The following is an 18162-nucleotide window of genomic DNA, read 5'->3' on the forward strand; positions in this document are numbered from 1 at the left end:
ACTGGTGCCAAGCATCACACTGCCTCGGCAGATTGCGACGAGGGGTGTATCTCCGGAACGGTGAAAACCGACACCTCGCCCTTGAAGCCTTGCAGTTCAAACACGCCCGCCTGGACAACCGGCATCGACGCTCCCTCCGCAAATCCGGGACCAAGCACCAGAGGGATGCTCAGCTTTTTGGTCGTTGACTCGAGCCGTGCCGCGCGGTTCACCGGCGAGCCAATCGCGGTGTAATCGAAGCGCCGTTCGGAGCCGAAATTCCCTACGGAGCAGACGCCAGTCTCGATGGCGACGCCGATTTCGATGGAGGGATGCCCGCGCGCGACGAAACCGGCATTTTCGCGCTTCACCCGTTCGATCAGGGCAAGCCCCGCCTCGAGCGCGCGCTCGCGATGATCTGGCTGATCAAGCGGCGCGTTCCAGAAGGCTAGCACGGCATCGCCCATGAACTTGTCGATCGTCCCGTCGCGCTTGAGTATCTCATCGGTCGCAAGGCCGAGAAAGTGATTGACCACCTTTCCGATTTCCTGGGCACCGAGTTGTTCGCTCATCGTCGTGAAGCCGCGTATGTCACTCAGCAGGATTGTGATCTCGCGCTTCTCGCCGGACAGGATCGCTTCGGTGTCCGAATTTGCGAGGCGCTGCACCACGGAGGGCGACAGATATTGGGAAAACTGCCGTGCCAGGGTGGACCGGCGCTGCTCGCTGCGCCTGTAGAGGGCATAGCCTTCGAAGCCAGCTACGAGGATCGTCGCAAGCGCCGGCTGCAGTGGGTCATAGAGCTTACCCTGCAGGCTGTATTCGAGAGCGCCGAACGCGAAGGGCGTGGCAGCCAGGAGCGCCAGAGCGAGGGCGCCAAGCATGACACGCTGGGCGAGCACTCCGGAAAGCCCGATGAAAACGATGCCACTGAGGACCAACCACAGCCGCTCCAGCGTACGCGCTTGCGTTGGCTCTACAAGATGGCGCCCGGCAAGGATCTGGCCGATTGCATCAGCGTGGATGTCCACGCCTGGTCGCGCCGGACGCGCCGGGGTGGGCAGATACTGCGTCAATCCCACGGCTGACAGATCAACAATGGCGATCGCGTTCCGCAGCAGCGGATCGCCGCGACCCGAAAGGATATTACTGGCAGATATGCGCGGCGTATTGGTGTCGGTTTCCCAGAGGCGGATGCTGCCCTGCGGCTCAAGTGGCACAATGGTCCCGGCCATCCTGAGCGCGTCAAACCCGGCGACATTCATCCGGGCTACGTAGCCGTTCTCTCCGGCGTAGAGGCGCAGGAGTTCGAGCGCGAACGACGGCCAGAGCTGCACGCCTTGAGCCGTATTTCGGAGCCAGAGCAGCGGCACATGGCGTAGTACGCCGTCGGGATCGGGCAAAGTGCGAATTACGCCGAGGCCTGCAGCGGCGCTCGAGAAATCAGGAAGGGAGCCTGTCAGACCGGTGAAGCCAGGAAGCGTCTCGGGTACCTGCCCGACGATCGACCAGCCGGCTTTGGGCTCTGCGTCTGAAACCGTCACCTCGTTGCCCAGGCTGACGGCGAGCGCCGTTCGATTTTTCGCCAGTGCGCTGGCGAGGCGCTTGTCTCCGGCGACGCCATCAGGAGAGATATCAGCCTCGGGCAGCACCAGCGCAAGCCCGATCACCGCGGCACCGGACTCGGCGACACCATCGACCAGATCGGCCAAAAGGCCACGGTTCCAAGGCCATCGCCCGTATGCCTTAAGGCTCGCGTCGTCTATCGAGACTATGACAATAGGATTGCTCGTCGCCTCGCGCGGGGCGAGGAACTGGTAGAAGTCATACGTACGCTCGCGCAGGCGCGATAGCGGCCCGTCGAAAGCAAAATGGCAAGCGAGCAGCAAGAGTACGACCGCAAGACCCGGAATCTTGCGCCGGGCAGCCCGCCGCCAATCAGCCAAGGGGCTCATGCCGGTCGGCCGGGCCTACCGGCAGTCGGGAAAGCAGTCATCATCCTCATCATCCACCCCGCTGCCCGCTGGTGGCGTTGGGCTGTCAGGGAACTCCATGGCCACACCGGGCAATGCGCCGTCGGTGGACTTGCAGGCTTTGAGCGAATTGCCGAGTGCTGACGCACAAATCGCGCTTACGTCCAGCCCCGGACCCGGTTCGCCTGGCAGGCCGGTGCCGGCTATCCGCTCGATGCTGTCCAATATCGGGAAGGCGTCGATACCGCCGTAGCCGGTCAGCAGTTTGTCATTGTCCGACGTGCAGGCGTGGCCCGGGTTTGTGATCACGAGCTTGCGACCATTCATCATGCAGGTCATGCGGCCGGCGCGCAGTATGCCGACGGTCTGACCAGCTATCACAAGCACTTCAATGATGCCGCCTCTGGCTCCGAGCACCATGTGTGGCGTCGCAACTTGCATGTCGCCGCCCTTCGAAACCTGACCGCCGTAGAAACGGGCCAGGCCGCTGTTCATCCTGATGTCGATCTTTCCTGATCGGGACCCCGGATTGTAGACGAATTCATCGATCGTCAGGCTGGTGTTCGGACCAATCTTGGCGCTCGACTCGTCCCGAAACACGAGCATTCCGAGACCTGTGATATTGCTGCGCAGCTGGTCGCCGAGTTCGACGCCAGCGCCGACGTTCATCGCCTCGCCGTCATTGCGGATGATGTCGGTCTGGTAGGCCGTCATGGACCCGACCGTTTCAGCGACAGATGGTGCCGCAAAGGCAAGGCAGGCGATACAAGTGGCTATCTGACGATACAGGGTCCTCATCGCGGCCTCTTTCAGTTGAGCGTCAACGTGTAGCTCACGAGCAATTCGAATGAATTTCGGTCGCCGCTGGCGATCTCGAAGTCGGTTTCGCGATAGGCGAGGTCGACACTGACCTTCTGCCATTCAGTGAGCTGAAAATCGCTTTCCGAGGCAATGCGCCAGAAGTCGCTCTCTATGTTCGTGCCGATGCCGAAGGACAAGTCGGGAGTGTCGCTGTGGCCGGCCGAGACGGCGACCTGATGAGACCATACGAACAGGTCCGGTACTTCCATCAGCACGCCGCCGTAGCGGACCTCTCCCATATAGCTGCGGCCGATTTCGCCAGCTCCGGAGGCGAAATCAGTCGAGCCGACCAGGCGCAGTCCGAGCGCCTGGCCATTGCGGAAGCGGTAGCTGCCGCCTGCCTCATAGAAGACCCGGCTATCGGCGAACATGCCTTTCGAGCCGCTTAGATCGATGTAGCCTGCACCTGCAAAAAGCGTCGTCTCGACGGTGGGGCGCACGAGGAAGCGCCCACTTAGACCGACGCCGGTCTCGTGGATATCGCTGTCGAAGCGATCTGTAACAGCGAACGCGGAAAGCAGCAGCCGTAGCGAATCGATCCCGCTGTTGGGCAGTCCCTTGTCCAAGGTAATCGCCGCGTCGCCGTGGATAAAAGTCTCCTCATCTCCGGGAACCGAGAGGTCTTCTGTGAAAAAGCGCTCTGTCGCTGCCAGCGAGCCCGAGAGGACAAGCGCGTCAGAACTTGGCGTGCCGAGGTCCCATCGGACAAAACCTTCCGCCCGCCCATAGGGCGAGACCAAGGTGCGGTCGTCTTCGGCCCCGCCCGGCTCAAAAACGGTGGATGCGCTGAACATGCCGCCAGTCAGAGCGATTTCCCAGGTGACGCCACGTAACGCGCGCTCGATGCGGGCGAGCAGGCGAACGGCTTCCTGCTGCTCATCCGCGGACAGGTCCCCGACCTCGAGGCCGTACTGCGCCTGCCGCCGGGCCAATTCATAGGAGCCGACATGATAATACAACCGGCTGGCCGAGAGCCGGGCGCGCGCATCGCGAGGATGTTTGATGAGATACTGCTCGATCGACGAGATCGCCTGATCGTACTGCCCTGCGTTGACGGCAACTGTGACGAATTGAGCTAGCGCTCCGTTGTCGGTCGGATTGGCAATGCGGGCCGAAAACGCATCGTCATAGGCCGGATAGAGACCTTGTGCGCCGGCCGGCAATATGCCGGTACAAAGCAGCGCCGCGGCGAAGCCGAGGATCATTGAAAACGAGGAATGCATGCCGAGAACCCACCCCAACCCGACTAGTGCAGCGGATCTAGCACGCCTGCACGAAAAAAAGCGACAGAACTGTCAGGAAACCTCCGAGTCTTCAGCAGCTGTTGCAGCGGCGCAACAAACTATCGCGTTCATTCGCATTTCGCCTACGCTGGTCGGTCAAACATCTTCTCAGCGTTGCTTGGCTTCCAGCAAGTATTCTCTACAAACGGCAACTAATCCAAATCATACTCAGCGGTGGATTGCGCAGCCGACAAGATCAATATTGTTTGCGCGATTCTCCACGTATCTGGTCGCCGCACGACGCATCAGCGTCACATGGAGCTCATCCGAAGGTCTTCCGCCGCGTTGCGCAAGCGCTCGGAGAGCTGGCGGGCGATGCTTCTCAGGACGGCCTGCGCGATGTGCGGCTTAGCCTTTGTTATCTTGTTGAACGCCGACGAGGTCACTTCACAGGCAACAACGTCCTCGTCCGCGATCACGTCCGTCGAGCGCGCCTACAGCACGAGCATGGTGGCCAGTCCCAGCATCAGGCCCATGCCTACAATATCGGTCACCGTCGTGAGGAAGATCGCGGAAGCCACGGCCGGATCGGCGCCGACCCGCCGCAGGCCCAACGGGATCAGCACGCCGGAGATCCCGGACATGAGGCACGATCCGGACATGGCAAGCAGGATCACAAGCGCCAGCATGGGGGCCTGGGATGCCGACTCCGGCTGCCGTGAAGCGTAGAACCACATGGCCGCAGCCGCCACCAGACCGACGAGCAAGCCGTTGGCGATCCCGAGCGCTCCCTCCCTCAGCACCAAGTGCAGCTTCGGTCGTTTGTCCACATCCCCTAAGGCGAGGCCACGCAGCGTAATAGCCAGCGCCTGACAGCCGGTGTTTCCGCTCTGTCCGGCCAACACCGGGAGGAACGCCGCCAACGCGACGATCTTCTCGATCGTGCCTGTGAACGAGCCGACCACGAAAGCGGCTATGAAGGCCGTCAGCAGGTTGAGCTGCAGCCACGGATGACGTTTCAAGAAGGCTGAAAACAGCGGAGTGAAAGAACGCTCCTCCTTCTGGACACCCACCATCTGGCCAGGCTGGGCAGAAATCTCGATGATTTGCTGCTCGAACAGCCGCCAGCCGCGAACCTGCCCGAGCAGCCGGTTCTCCGCGTCCACCACGGGATAGACAGGGTAGTGACGGCGTACCGCCGCCTTGCAGGCTTCGCTCAAAGGCATATCGACGTGAAGGGCGAACGGACTTGCCAGCATAATTTGATCCACCGTCGCGTCGGCCTCGCTCAGCATCAGATCGCGCAAGACCACTAGGCCAACCAGTCTATCGCCCTCGTCCGTGATATAGAGGTAAGTCAACTCGGTCGGCACCTGCGCGCGCCTGACGGCCTCGACCGCGGCGGCTACCGTGGTCCCGACAGCAACGCTGGCGGGGATCGGATCCATCAGCTCAACGATGGCCTCGGGGATCGCGAGATCCTTGCCGTCGGTATGAGATTTGATGGGCCTCCTTTGCGAGGGAAAATGCTCCGCCACCTTCCGGGCGTGCTTATCCGGTAACAACTTTAGTGCGTCGCGGATGAACTCGGGAGACTCTCGGGCTAGCAATTCAGCCGCGTCGTCAGGGGCTCGAGCACGCAGCGTGCGCACCAACTTCTGAATGTCGTTCTCTTCCCTCATCTGTTCCCCCAAACTCTAATGTTGCGCCTCTGAGCTTATAGACGGAACCGGTTCGCTCTGCCCAGGCGCACGGTGGCCTAAGCGCCTCGATCCGGAATCTTCGCCTTCTCGGGGCGCCGAGTAGACCGACCCAGACAAATCCGAGCCATTGCGTGGGTGCATATAGGCGGGCTGTAACGTCACCGTGTCGCCAAGAGAATTGACGTGTTGCCGAAACGTCACCGTCGATTTCCCGAGCTCTGCGAGCACGTCGCAACTCATCAACGAAGTAAGGTCGGCAAATGGGCCGTCGCGGCCCTGCTCATTGGGGTGCGCTCAGCCCGACAGTTCGCGTGCCGGCCGCGATTCAACCTGGGAAGATGGTGAAGCCGCCATCGACGCGAATGACCTGCCCGTTGATGAAACGCGCGCGCGGACCGGCGAGGAAGGCCACCGCTTCGGCGATCTCTTCAGGCTCGGCATAGCGGTTCAGCGATTTCTTGCTCGAATCCATGCGCTCCGGATCGACGACGCGGCTCGCCTGGAACCGTGCCGTCTTGGTGGCGCCGGGGCTCACCGCATTGATGCGCACGCCATCGTCGATCAGTTCCTTGGCGAGGCAACGCGTATAATGCACGACGGCCGCCTTAAGCGTGGAGTAGACCACCTCCGGCGAGCATCCGATATGCGCTGCCGCCGAGGCAATGTTGATCACCGAGCCTGAGCCGCGCTTAACCATAGGCGGAATGAACGCCTGGCAGACCAGCATCGTGCCGATGAGATTGTTCTCGGTCAGCACCTTGATGTCTTCATAGTCGATGTCGAGCGCGTTGTTGGGACTGGGCTTTACCCCCTTGGCGCCGATGTCGCCGCCGGCGCAGTTGACCAGAACATGCACATCGCCGAGTTCCGCCTCGATCTTCCTCTTCATTTCGGCAACGGCTTGCCTGTCACCGATGTTGCCCGTAACCGCGGTTACCCGTGTCCCATGCTTTTCCAGACCCCTGGCGGATTCGCCGAGGTCTGCGAATTCGCCATATTGCGACGGCCGGGTCCAGTCGAGATCGTGGATGGCGACGTTTGCGCCAAGTTCGGCCAGGCGGTCGGCCATGACGCGACCAAGGCCGCGTCCCGAGCCGGTCACGAAGGCGGTCAGGCCGCTGAGTTCTCGGGCAGTCATGCTGGTTTCTCCATTGCAATGAAATCGAACTTCTTCATGTTGGCGGCGCTGCGCCGGATCATGTCGAGCTCATACGAAACCAGCGCGCCGTCATCGTCGCGCTCCCATGGCGTCCGGTAGTCGGCGTCGTCAGCAAGGCGGTTTACGCGCGCGGCACTCAGGCAGGCCGCGAACTCGCGCGCGGATTTCGGTGCATACTCGTTCCACCAGTCGTCGGTGAGACAGCGAACGTGGCGGGCTTCCAGCGCGCCTGGCTCAAGCACGGCCGTCAGCGTGTCGTGGTGCTTGGCGAGGATGGCTGCCAGTTCGGCGAAAGGCACGGCGCCGTCGCCGATCGCGCAGCGGACCAGACGATAGCCCTCATCGGTGAACTGCACGCGATAGTCCTTGAGGTGGACATGGCGGACGTGCGGTGCGATGCGCCGCGTGAAGGCAAGCGGCGCCTCGCCGACAGGGAAGGTGTTGCCGGTGTCGTAGGTGATGCCGACGCCCGGCCCACCGAGTTCGCAGAACGCGACCAGTTCGTCGCTGCCGAAGTCCTGATGATTTTCGATGCCGAGCACCCGGCCCTCAGCCGCCGCACGCGGCCCCCATTCCGTCAAGGCAGCGCGGATCGTCGCGTCGAACTCGCTCCATTTCGGGCCCCACAGGTTGCGGTCGCCGCACAGGACGGGGGTCAGTGCGATACGGATCGTCGTCGCCTCGAGCAGGCGCGCCGCCCGAAACGCACTGTCCAACGGACCGGCCACCAGAAGTCCGCCACTGACCACCGGGACGATGTCGAGCGCGATCAGACGCTTGCGTAGGTCGACGATTTCGGGGTCCGGCAAGTCGGTCAACCACGGTTCGTAGATCTCGAGCGTGCGTGCGCCCAGTTCCTGCGCAAGCGCCATGAAGCCTTCCAGCCCGGTCCCGTCCGGATTGTGCCGCGGCGTACCGCGTCCCTGCAGGCCGAGAGTGTAGGTCAGTCCGTATGGGTTGAGGCCGAGACGAAACATCAGCTTGGCAGTTCCGTTGAAGGATTTGGAAGCGATCGCATCAGCGCAGACCGGCATCGACTGCGATGGACTGCTTGGTGATCATGCGGCTGTCATCGGCGGCAAGGAAGAGCACGGTCCGCGCGATCTCCTCGCCCAGCAGGACGCGGCGGATGAGTTGCCGCTGCACCGTTTGGTCGATTGCGTCCTGGGTCTTGAACCACAGCTGGCGCTGCCGCTCGGTGATGACGGCGCCGGGTTCGACTGCATTGACGCGGATGTTGTCGGATCCAAACGACCGCGCCAGTGCGCGCGTCAGCGCCACAACGGCACCCTTGGCGGTGGCATAGGCCACCATCTGGTCCGCGCCGAAACGCCAGGCGATGGAAGAGAAGTTTATGATCGAGCCGAAGCCGAGTTCCTTCATATGCGGATGCACCGCCTGCGCGGCGAAGAAGTGATGCCGGAGATTGACGTCGAAGCTGCGGTCCCAATATTCTGACGTCACCGCGTCAACGGGATGGCGCTGATCATCGGCAGCGTTGTTTACCAGAACGGCGACCGGACCGAGCTTAGCGCGCACGTCTTCTACCGATGCCTGCAGCGCATCAACGTCGGTCACATCGCAATGGAGGTACAGGGGAGTTCGCCTGCCGGCACCGCTGAGTTCACGGACCAGCGCCTCTGCAGGCCCATCCTGCACATCGAGAAAGCATACGCGGGCGCCATTCGCCACGAAAGCGCGAACCATATCGGCCCCGATCCCGGAGGCGCCGCCGGAGATCAGCACGACGCGATCGGTCAAGCTCGGGTAAGTCGCGAATTGCATGGACATCAGATCACAGAAGCGCCCTGGTTGCTGGATCGAACAGACAGGCGCGCGACATGTCGATGCCGAGCGTTATCGTCTCGCCCATGACCGGAGCGTCATCCGGCTCGAAACGGCCGGTGATCTCCAGGTCGCCCAGCCTGAGGACGGCAAGCGTCTCGGCACCGGTCGGCTCGACCAGTTCGACCGGCGCCCGCAAGGACACGACAGCAGGTTTGCGCGACTTCAGGTCCGTCGTGAAGCGGTAGATGTGTTCGGGCCGAACACCGAGCACCACGTCCTTTGGCGCACCGGCGGACAGCGGCATGGCAAGGGCAAGAGTGGCGTCGCTGCCGTCAGCGGCGCGTACCGAGATGCTAGTCGATCCCGCAAGCCGGGCGGGGATGAAATTCATCGCCGGCGATCCCATGAAACCGGCCACGAACATGTTGGTCGGCCGGTCATAGATCCGCTTCGGCGTGTCGAACTGCTGCACCGAGCCCTGGTTCATCACCGCAATGCGGGACGCAAGCGTCATCGCCTCGACCTGGTCGTGGGTGACGTACACCGTCGTCTTGCCGACGCGATGGTGCAGCTTCTTGATTTCCGTGCGCATGTCGACGCGCAGCTTGGCGTCGAGATTGGACAGCGGCTCGTCGAACAAAAACAATTTTGGGTCGCGTACCAGGGCGCGCCCCATCGCAACGCGCTGCCGCTGGCCACCCGACAATTGCCCGGGCTTGCGGTTGAGCAACTGCTCGATCTGCAGCAGTGCGGTAACCCGCTTTACGGCTTCCGCCTGCTCCGCTTTGGGCACGCCTCGGCTCTCCATGCCGAAGGTGATGTTCTGGCGCACCGTCATGGTCGGATAGAGGGCATAGGACTGGAACACCATCGCTATGTCGCGGTCCTTGGGCTGCACGGAGTTCACCAGCCGGTCGCCGATCCAGATCTCGCCCGAGGTGACGGTTTCCAGGCCGGCGATCATGGCGAGCAAGGTTGACTTGCCGCATCCCGACGGGCCGACGAGGGCGACAAACTCCCCGGTTCGCGCCTCGAGATTGATGCCGGCCAGAATCTCGAGCCCGCCATAGCTCTTGTGAAGGTCGCGGATCATCAGCGCGGACATGGGCGATGCCTCATTTGATGGCGCCTCACTTGATGGCCCCTTGTGTCAGGCCGCGCACGAAGTATTTTCCACCGAACAGGTAGATCAGCAGCGGCGGCAGCGCGCCGATCAGCACGGCTGCGCTCATCACATCGTAAGCACGGGCGGTCGTGCCGCCGGCCGTAAGCGCGACCAAAGCCGCCGTAATCGGCTGCTGCTGGCCCGAGGTGAAGACGACGCCGAACAGATACTCGTTCCAGATGCCGGTGAATTGCCAGATGACGGTGACGATCAAAATCGGCGGCGACAGCGGCAGGATGATCTTGCGGAAAATCCGCCAGAAGCCGGCGCCGTCGATGCGTGCCGCCTTGATAAGGTCGTCCGGTATGCTGACGTAGAAGTTGCGGCAGAACAGGGTGGTGAACGAGACGCCCTGGACGACGTGAATCAACACCAGACCATACGTCGAATTGGTCAGGCCGAGCTTGCCGAGCAGGAACGCCCACGGCATCAGCGAGATCTGGCCGGGCATGAAGACGCCGAGCAGCATCAGGTTGAACAGAATTTCCGAGCCCTTAAAGCGCCATTTCGACAGCACGTAGCCGTTCATGGCGCCGAGGAGCGTGGAGATGAGCGTTGCGGGGATCGTCATCCAGAGCGAGTTGAAGAAATTGCGCTTCATGCCTTCGCAGGTGCCGCTGACGCAATAAGTGCCCCAAGCCTGCGCCCACGCGTCGAGGCGGAAGCTGCGCGGCAGCGAGATGAGGCCGTTACGGGCAATGTCGGACTGCTCCCGCAACGAGTTGAGGACGACGACCAGCAGCGGTGCAAGGTAGATGACGGCGAAAAGCGTCAGCACCGCATAGACAAGGAAGCGACCCCAGAAATATCGCCGCGTAGCCGCGGCCGCTTCGGGATCATGCCGGGCGTTGGTGACAATTTCAGCCATTGCGGCCCTCCGCCCGCCTGCGCAAAACGATCCACAAGGAATAGGGCACCAGCACAACCGCGAGGGCCGCGAGCATCATCATCGCCGCGGCGGCACCCTCGCCGATCTGCCCGCGCTGGAACATCAGGTCGTAGACATAGATCGCCGGGAAGGTAGTCGACACACCTGGCCCACCCCGCGTCAACGCCGCCACCAGGTCGAAGGTCTTGATGGCGAACTGGATCTGGATGACCGCCACCGCCAGAAAAATCGGGGCGATCGTCGGCAGGATGACCTTCCGATAGGTTCGGGAAACCGACGCACCGTCGATCTGCGCTGCTTTGATGAGATCCGGATCGACCGACCGCAGGCCAGCCAGGAAAAGCGCCATTGCGAAGCCGGACGACTGCCAGATACCGGTTATGATCACCGCATAGATTGCGGTGTTGCGGTTGGCCGTCAGGGCGAAGCTGAAGTCGGTCCAGCCGAGCCCCCGCACGAAGGCCTGGATGCCGTCGACGGGATTATAGAGCCAACTCCACACCGTGCCGGTGACGATGAAGGAGACTGCCAGCGGATAGAGGAAGATCGTGCGCCAGACCGCCTCGCCGCGAACGCGCTGGTCGATCAGGATCGCCAGAAGCAGTCCGATGGCCATCGAGCCGACGATATAGAAGCCGCTGAACAGAAAGAGGTTGGTGTAGGCGATGTTCCAGCGCCGGTTCGCCCAGAGCGAAGCGTAATTGTCCAGACCGACGAACCCATAGGTCGGCATCAGCGACGAACTGGAGAGCGAGAGATAGAGCGTCCAGAGCGTGAAGACGAAGACGTAGATGAAACTCGCCGCAAGCGACGGCGCCAGCACCAGAATGGGCACCATCGTGCCCAGGCGCTGCCGCCACGGGGTTGCGGTAGCCGCAACCGGTACGGTCAGGTCACGCGTTGACATCTTCTGCTCCGGCGAAGTCGGGGGCCGGGCGACGCGCGACAAGCCATCATCGGCAGCGTCTTCACATCTGCGCTTCGGCCGCATCGGCCATCGCGCTGGCTGCGTCCTGAGCGGTCATGTCCGGCGTCGCCACGAATTCGGTGACGGTATCCATGATCGCGCCGCGCACCTTCTGCGGGATCGTCATGTTGTGCGCCATCGAACGGACAAGCGTGCCGCCATCGATCGACGCCTGCAGGTCCTTCTGGGAAAGCTGCTGGCAGGGATTGAAGCCGTTCGAAAGGTCGACGTCGAGACGGGCCGGGATCGAGCCCTTGGTCTGATTGAAAATCGACTGGAACTCGGGCGACAGGATGGTGCTGGCGAGCAGTTTCTGCCCCTCGACGTAATCCGGATCCTTCTGTTGGAAGAACACCACCGAGTCGGAATTCAGGATGAAGCCCGGCTTGCCCCAATCAGTCGGCGCCTGGGCGCAGATATAGTCGGTGCCCTCCTTGAAGCCGCCGGCCGTGAGCAGGCCGAGCGTCCAGTCGCCCATGATGTGGAAGGCGGCCTCGCCGCGGCCGACCAGATGCGACATGCTATCCCAGTCGCGCCCGTTCATGCCGGGGTCCATATATTTGGTCGTCATGGTGCGGAACTGTTCGAAGGCCTTGACCATGCCGTCGCTGCGCATCGCCTCGATGTCACCCTCGACGAAGGCCTTCTTGAAAAGATCGAGATCCATTCCGTAGACGACGACCTCGAAGACCGTCGAATCGGTCCAGTCGGCAGTCGAGTGCGAGATGCAGATTTTGCCTGACGCCACGATCTTGTCGCAGGCGGCGTTGAAGTCTGCCCACGTCTTCGGCACCTCTGCCACGCCTGCTTCCTGCATGACCTTCGGCGATGCCCACAGCCAGTTGATGCGATGGATGTTCATCGGCGCCGCCACCCAGCTGCCGGTCGGCTTCATCACCGGCAGCAATTCGGGAGCGACGACCTTCTCCCAATTTTCCGCTGTCGCCAGTTCGTCGAGATTGGCGGTCATGCCGGTCTCGTTCCATTCGGCGATCTCGGGTCCCTTGAGCTGCACCGCCGGCGGTGCATTGCCGGCGATCACGTCGGCGCGCAGTTTCGCCAGCGTGTTGGCGGTGTGGCCCGCGATGGAGGTCTGCTGCCAGGTGCCACCCTTGGCGGTGAACATCTCGCCGAGCTTGGCAATGGCTTGGGCGTCCGATCCGGTCGCCCATTGATGCAACAGGTTGGTCTTGGGCTCTGCGAGCGCAGCTCCCGCAACAAGGGTGTACGCCGTAGCGGCCGCAACGGCCGTCCTCAGATATTCCATCGTTTCACTCCCATAAGTGATTTGCGGTTCGTCTCGACCGCTTGTGGACGCAATTCGAGTTCGTCGCAGAGGGAGATGCAGTATCTCCGTTCTTTCCAAGATGACATATTTGGGCTATCAGTCAACGTCCTTTGTGCTCATCATGAACAAACCTTCGCTTAGAAATTGGCTGATCGACAAGCCCTCCGCATCACCGGAGAGCCTGATCGTGCGATGCCTGCAGGAGCGCGGCGTGCTTTCTGCCTCGCAAATCTCGCACATCACCGGTTTGGCGCGGTCGACAGTTTCAACCGCGCTCAATGGCTTGAGAAAGTCCGGAATGGTGATCGAATCCTCGGTCCACCATGACGGGGCCAGGGGCATTGGCAGGCCTGCCGCGACCTTGACGCTCAATCCCGCTGCGGGCACTTGTGTCGGCATCCACCTGGGCCTCGATGAGATGCGGTGCCTCGTCGCCGACGTCTCGCATTCTGTCATCGCCGAACAAACTATCGCCATGGGCCTGGACTACCAGCCACAACAGGCGGCCGGGCTCGCCAAGTTAGCAATTGCCCAATGCTACGAAGAGAACGGTCTGCCGATGGCGGGGCTCCTGGGGGTTGGGGTTTCCGTCTCGGGCCCTGTCAGCCGCGAAGGCGTGGTGCAGCGTGCGAGTATTGTTCCGACCTGGGCCGGGGTCAACATCCGCGATGTGTTCGGGCCGGTTCTCGAACAGCCGATTTTCGCCGACAACGAGAGCAACTGCTCGGCCATCGCCGAGCTGATGTGGGGCGCGGCCGTCGGCCAAGACGATTTCGTCCTGTTCAAGATCGATCTCGGCGTCGGCGGGGCCATAGTCCAGCATGGCCGGCTGGTGACGGGCATCGCCGGCGGCGCCGGCGAATTCGGGCATATCAGCATCGATCCAGGCGGCGATCTTTGCCGGTGCGGCAATCGCGGATGCCTGGAGCTTTATGCGAGTTTTGCCCGGCCGCTGCAGCAGATTTCGCGCATCGCGCGGCGGCCGGTCACGATGGACGAGGTGATCATGATGGCCGAACAGGGCGACGTCGGGGCGCTGAGGATGATCGAGGACACCGCGGACTTCGCCGGCCGCGGTCTTGGTCTGATCGGCTCGGTGATCAACCCGCCGCTCATCATCATCGGTGGCCGCATGGCTTTGGCAGGCGACATTCTCCTGGCACCGCTGATCGCGTCATATGAACGCCACACGCTCATCAAGTCCCGCGATATCGCACCCGCACTGCGCACACGGATAATCGTTGGCAAGCACACGCAGAACGATGCCTTGCTCGGCGCGGTCGGCCTTGTGCTGCGCCACAACAGCCGGCTGCAATGATTTGACTTTTCGCCGAGCGCTCGCGAGGAACAGGACGACGGGCGCGATGTGCGCTCACCGCCTGGTGGGACGAGTATGGAAAGAGCGTCCCGGCCAACCGGGCACGCGCAGTCGTAAAGCCAAAGGCGGCTGATTTCCTGGCTTCCCCAGACAGCCACACTGGCAACGAGCCGATACGGCTATCGTCACAGGATCGGTCCGACGTTTGTTGGGCTGACCATCATCTGGCTTTTGACCGCTCTTCGTTTTCAGGGCTGAGTGCACAGAATCTCACAGGCGCATGTGCTTGATGGTCAATTCGGCGTCTTGACGGGGCGCGAGAACAAAGCGAAAACGCTCGAAGTGAGTCCGGGAGGCGGCGCTTGCCCATGCATATTGCGAATGACCCGGCGGACCTATTCCGTCACGTGAGCGCCGAGAAGGCCGTGTTCTACCGCTGCATCATGGACGTCTTCGCGGCGGCGAAGCGGCAATACCGTTTGCAGTTGCGGCCGGACGAAGTGCTTGCCGAAGCCCGATGGCCGAACAAGCCGCCGCGCATTGAGGACGTGAATACGGCGCTCACCCAGCTCACGGAATGGGGCAATCTCGAATCGCACCCCGACACCGCGCGCGTTTCAAGCCTTAGCGACTTCTATCGTGCAAGCTTTCGTAACATGCTGACTTTTCAGCGCAAATTTGTCTGCGCGCAGCCAAGGACCGTCTCAGCGATGCGTCAAAAATTCGCGCTCTTGATTTCAAAGACGAATTTCGGCGATCCGCGACTTGCTCGGTTTCAACCACGATCGGCATCGATCGATCGATTTTGGACCCTTTAGACGCGCCTTCAACAATCAGCATCGTTGGAAAAAGACCGTCACGGCCAGTCGTTGGATAAGACTCTGCTGGTTCGGTTGCCCGATGGTGGCCTAACCATCCACAACCGCAAACGCATCAACCTCGATGAGGTAACCAGGAGAAAGGGCGCTGACCCCTACGATGACGTCGGCAAGCTTGTGATCGCCGAACAGCACCACTCGAGCCTCTTCGATGATAGCCAGATGGCGATCGCGCTCGTAATCAACAACGTAGATCGTAATCTTTGCCACTTGTTCGGGACAGGCACCGGCGGCTGCAAGGGCTCGCCCAAGATTGGCGAACACCTGACGTGCTTGAACTGCTAGATCACCGGGGCCAACAAGCTTCCCGTCGATGTCTTCCGGTTCCTGATCCGCGACGAATATGAGCTTGGGTTCCCTTGCGACAACGACTTGAGTATAGGTCGTTGGGGTCGGTAGATCGCGCGGATTGATACACTCTAGCGTCATCCTTTTTGCTACCCCTTTGGATTGCTTCGTCGTTTGCTGTTCGCGTTCATCTGGGCATCTCCTTTGCCAGAGGCCGATTCCGTATCGCGGAGCCGCATAACAGTCTCCCCCTGGCTATCTTCTTCTACTCTAGTCTACTGCGCGCCACTCTCGTCTCATTCCCACTCGATTGTTCAGAAGCATCATAACGCATTGATCCATCGAAGAAAATCTTTCCGCTGACGACGAAGAACCGTATCCCGGATCCTTCAGAAATTCTCGCTCTTGAATTCAAAGGAGAATTTCGCTGATCCGCGATTGGCTCGGTTTCAAAGACTGTCGATATCGGTTGGTCTATTTTCGTCGGAGTTCTCCGCAAAAGCGGCGTCTCCAGCCTGCCAAAAAAACCGTCAGCGACGGTGAAGTCCGTCGCCCTCAGTAGGGTGGCCTTCGCGCCGGTTGCGATACGGCGCAACATTCGCGGATTGAACGACGCCGCTTCAAGCGATCGCAGCTCGGATTCCGACCGGATTACGGCAAGCGTCGCCGGCGACCTGCCGAGCGTCAGTCTCGCGATATTGATAGCCCTGCGAGAAGCGGAGCGTACGCGGCGAGCCTGCGGGATACGAACTCGGTGAAGAGCCGCACGCGCTTCGTCTTGCGTGTCTCCCCCTGTGTGAGAAGCCAGAGCGTTCCGTATATGTGCGGGTCGGTGCCCGGCACCCTCGCCAGCAGGGGGTCGGCATCTCCGACGAAACACGGCAGTCTCGTGATCCCGATCCCTTGCCGTGCTGCAACGATCTGCGCCTCGGCGTCCGGGGTCCTGAACGGAACCCCTGTGGTACGAACCTCACCCTCGTGGGCCCAGGTTGGGATGCCATGAATGTTTACGACGATCCACCGGATGGGATCAGGCGCGCCCGCACGCCACTCGGCTAGTCGATCGCAGGACATGTAGACGCCGCCGAACAGCTCCGGTCCCATCAGGCCGTGAAGATTGAGCGGCAGGGTCTTGCGGTCGGAGACGATGCGGATCGCGACGTCCGCCTCTCGGTTGGTCAGATTTGCCACCTCGCCGGACGACAAGATTTCCATCTCGATGTCAGGATGCAGACGCGCGAAATCGGCGAAGTCCGGCATGAGTAGGTGTGTTGCGAGGAACGGTGGCAGCGTCACCCGCAGAAGCCCGCGCGCGCTCTGGTCGCGCCCGAAGACGCGCGTCTCCAGCAGGTGCGACGACGCTTCCATCTGGTCCGCGAACTCGAGGACCTCCTCGCCTGCTGCCGTCAGGCGGTAGCCCGAAGGCAGCTTTTCGAACATGTGCACCCCGAGGCGTTCCTCGAGTTGGGCTATGCGTCGCAGCACGGTCGAGTGGTTCACTCCGAGGCGCTCGGCGGCAGCCCGCACCGAGCCTCCGCGCGCGACGGCAAGAAAGTAGCGAACGTCATCCCAGTCGATCATGGTGCAATCCCGCACCGCGGGGTTTGCCTTCGAAAGCCCGAGTCCAACACTATCGAACATCCTCTCGATTGTGGGATAGCACGGGCGGGTGATCACTGCCTATGCCGACAAGCGCGGCCCATTTCCGGACGGCTGACACCGATCGTCGCGGCTGGCGTCAGTCGTCCAGCCGGATAGATTTCGCACCACCGATCTGCGCGCTTCCGCACTCAAAGCCAGACGTCGGCAGACCTATCTCGAGGCTCTCGGGGACCTCCCCGAACGATCAAAGGCGGAGCCTGAAAGGAGAAGTCATGGGAAAGCTTGAGGGTAAGGTTGCAGTCATCACGGGTGGATCGAGCGGCATGGCGCTGGCGAGCGCCAAGCGGTTCGTTGAAGAAGGCGCCTACGTTTTCATCACGGGCCGGAGGCACGAGGCGCTCGATGAGGCCGTCAAGCTGATCGGCCGGAACGTGACCGGCGTGCGCAGCGACGCGTCCAATCTCGACGATCTCGACCGTCTGTTCGACACGGTCAAGCGAGAAAAGGGCAAGATCGACGTCCTGTACGCGAGCGCCGGCACGGGCGAAGCCGTCCCACTGGGCGAGATTACCGAGCAGCATTTCGATGCGACCTTCGGCCTGAATACGCGCGGCACGCTGTTTACGGTCCAGAAGGCGTTGCCGCTGTTCAACGATGGCGGGTCGATCTTCATGACCGGGTCAGTTGCTTCGATCAAAGGCTTTCCTGGTTACAGCGTGTATGCGGCGAGCAAGGCGGCGCTGCACGCGTTCGCACGCGGGTGGCTCAACGAACTCAAGGGCAGGAATATCCGGGTGAACGTGCTGCACCCGGGGCCGATCGCCACACCGATGCAGGACCAAGTTCTCACCGAGGAGGCGAAGCAGATGTTCGAATCCCTGATCCCGCGGGGAAAGATGGGGCGTCCTGAGGAAATTGCGGCAGTCGCGCTGTTTCTTGCTTCAAACGATTCGAGCTTCGTGAATGGGTTGGAGTTGTCTGTCGACGGCGGCTTCTCGGCCATCTGAATTCGCGCCGGATCTCCGGAGGTGGCTGATCGGCGGGACTAGCATGTCCATGGTGGAACGACTTCCGTGCTGAT

The 18162-nt window shown here is 61.7% G+C and carries 17 protein-coding genes; 3 read left to right on the top strand and 14 right to left on the bottom strand.

Annotated features, from left to right (window positions below):
* Positions 1-14: 14 nt before the first annotated feature.
* The 12 genes from AC0L28_RS16840 to AC0L28_RS16895 form a co-directional block, all read right to left on the bottom strand.
* Positions 15-1934 (bottom strand): CHASE2 domain-containing protein, encoded by a 1920-nt coding sequence (locus tag AC0L28_RS16840; protein ID WP_473478857.1) that lies wholly within the window; start codon positions 1932-1934, stop codon positions 15-17.
* Positions 1935-1949: 15 nt separating this feature from the next.
* Entirely contained in the window at positions 1950-2666 is a 717-nt protein-coding gene (locus tag AC0L28_RS16845) for a FecR domain-containing protein (RefSeq protein WP_287179800.1), read from the bottom strand.
* A 95-nt stretch (positions 2667-2761) separates the two neighbouring features.
* The gene (locus AC0L28_RS16850) at positions 2762-4036 is read right to left on the bottom strand and encodes a tetratricopeptide repeat protein (RefSeq protein ID WP_473478859.1); all 1275 of its coding nucleotides are present in this window, start codon (positions 4034-4036) and stop codon (positions 2762-2764) included.
* A gap of 311 nt (positions 4037-4347) precedes the next feature.
* The gene (locus tag AC0L28_RS16855) at positions 4348-4515 is read right to left on the bottom strand and encodes a hypothetical protein (protein ID WP_473478862.1); all 168 of its coding nucleotides are present in this window, start codon (positions 4513-4515) and stop codon (positions 4348-4350) included.
* Positions 4516-4530: 15 nt separating this feature from the next.
* Positions 4531-5718: a magnesium transporter gene (locus AC0L28_RS16860; protein WP_023800409.1), complete on the bottom strand. Its 1188-nt coding sequence runs from the start codon at positions 5716-5718 to the stop codon at positions 4531-4533.
* A gap of 346 nt (positions 5719-6064) precedes the next feature.
* On the bottom strand, positions 6065-6877 hold the full coding sequence (locus AC0L28_RS16865) for an SDR family NAD(P)-dependent oxidoreductase (RefSeq protein WP_023800408.1): 813 nt from the start codon (positions 6875-6877) through the stop codon (positions 6065-6067).
* Entirely contained in the window at positions 6874-7932 is a 1059-nt protein-coding gene (locus AC0L28_RS16870) for a sugar phosphate isomerase/epimerase family protein (protein WP_023800407.1), read from the bottom strand. Before AC0L28_RS16870 ends, AC0L28_RS16865 begins: the two co-directional genes overlap by 4 nt.
* Positions 7916-8683: an SDR family NAD(P)-dependent oxidoreductase gene (locus tag AC0L28_RS16875; RefSeq protein WP_287179839.1), complete on the bottom strand. Its 768-nt coding sequence runs from the start codon at positions 8681-8683 to the stop codon at positions 7916-7918. Before AC0L28_RS16875 ends, AC0L28_RS16870 begins: the two co-directional genes overlap by 17 nt.
* 10 nt (positions 8684-8693) lie before the next feature.
* Positions 8694-9791, bottom strand: a complete 1098-nt coding sequence (locus tag AC0L28_RS16880; protein ID WP_473478865.1) for an ABC transporter ATP-binding protein — start codon at positions 9789-9791, stop codon at positions 8694-8696.
* A gap of 25 nt (positions 9792-9816) precedes the next feature.
* Entirely contained in the window at positions 9817-10719 is a 903-nt protein-coding gene (locus AC0L28_RS16885) for a carbohydrate ABC transporter permease (RefSeq protein WP_473478867.1), read from the bottom strand.
* Positions 10712-11647, bottom strand: coding sequence for a carbohydrate ABC transporter permease (locus AC0L28_RS16890; RefSeq protein WP_473478869.1), 936 nt, complete (start codon positions 11645-11647; stop codon positions 10712-10714). Before AC0L28_RS16890 ends, AC0L28_RS16885 begins: the two co-directional genes overlap by 8 nt.
* 61 nt (positions 11648-11708) lie before the next feature.
* On the bottom strand, positions 11709-12974 hold the full coding sequence (locus AC0L28_RS16895) for an ABC transporter substrate-binding protein (protein WP_473478872.1): 1266 nt from the start codon (positions 12972-12974) through the stop codon (positions 11709-11711).
* A 142-nt stretch (positions 12975-13116) separates the two neighbouring features.
* Here AC0L28_RS16895 and AC0L28_RS16900 point away from each other — a divergent pair, with 142 nt between their 5' ends.
* Both AC0L28_RS16900 and AC0L28_RS16905 read left to right on the top strand, forming a co-directional pair.
* On the top strand, positions 13117-14313 hold the full coding sequence (locus tag AC0L28_RS16900; RefSeq protein WP_473478874.1) for an ROK family transcriptional regulator: 1197 nt from the start codon (positions 13117-13119) through the stop codon (positions 14311-14313).
* A 368-nt stretch (positions 14314-14681) separates the two neighbouring features.
* Positions 14682-15131 (top strand): DUF2397 family protein, encoded by a 450-nt coding sequence (locus tag AC0L28_RS16905; protein WP_473478911.1) that lies wholly within the window; start codon positions 14682-14684, stop codon positions 15129-15131.
* Positions 15132-15221: 90 nt separating this feature from the next.
* Here AC0L28_RS16905 and AC0L28_RS16910 read toward each other — a convergent pair whose 3' ends face one another.
* Together AC0L28_RS16910 and AC0L28_RS16915 are read right to left on the bottom strand one after the other, a co-directional pair.
* The gene (locus AC0L28_RS16910) at positions 15222-15620 is read right to left on the bottom strand and encodes a RidA family protein (protein WP_128167591.1); all 399 of its coding nucleotides are present in this window, start codon (positions 15618-15620) and stop codon (positions 15222-15224) included.
* 543 nt (positions 15621-16163) lie between these two features.
* Positions 16164-17060: a LysR family transcriptional regulator gene (locus tag AC0L28_RS16915; RefSeq protein WP_128167592.1), complete on the bottom strand. Its 897-nt coding sequence runs from the start codon at positions 17058-17060 to the stop codon at positions 16164-16166.
* A gap of 293 nt (positions 17061-17353) precedes the next feature.
* Between AC0L28_RS16915 and AC0L28_RS16920 the strand changes: the two genes are divergently transcribed.
* Positions 17354-18088, top strand: a complete 735-nt coding sequence (locus AC0L28_RS16920; protein WP_128167593.1) for an SDR family NAD(P)-dependent oxidoreductase — start codon at positions 17354-17356, stop codon at positions 18086-18088.
* The last annotated feature ends 74 nt before the right edge of the window (positions 18089-18162 follow it).

This window comes from Mesorhizobium sp. WSM4847 (genome assembly GCF_055811335.1).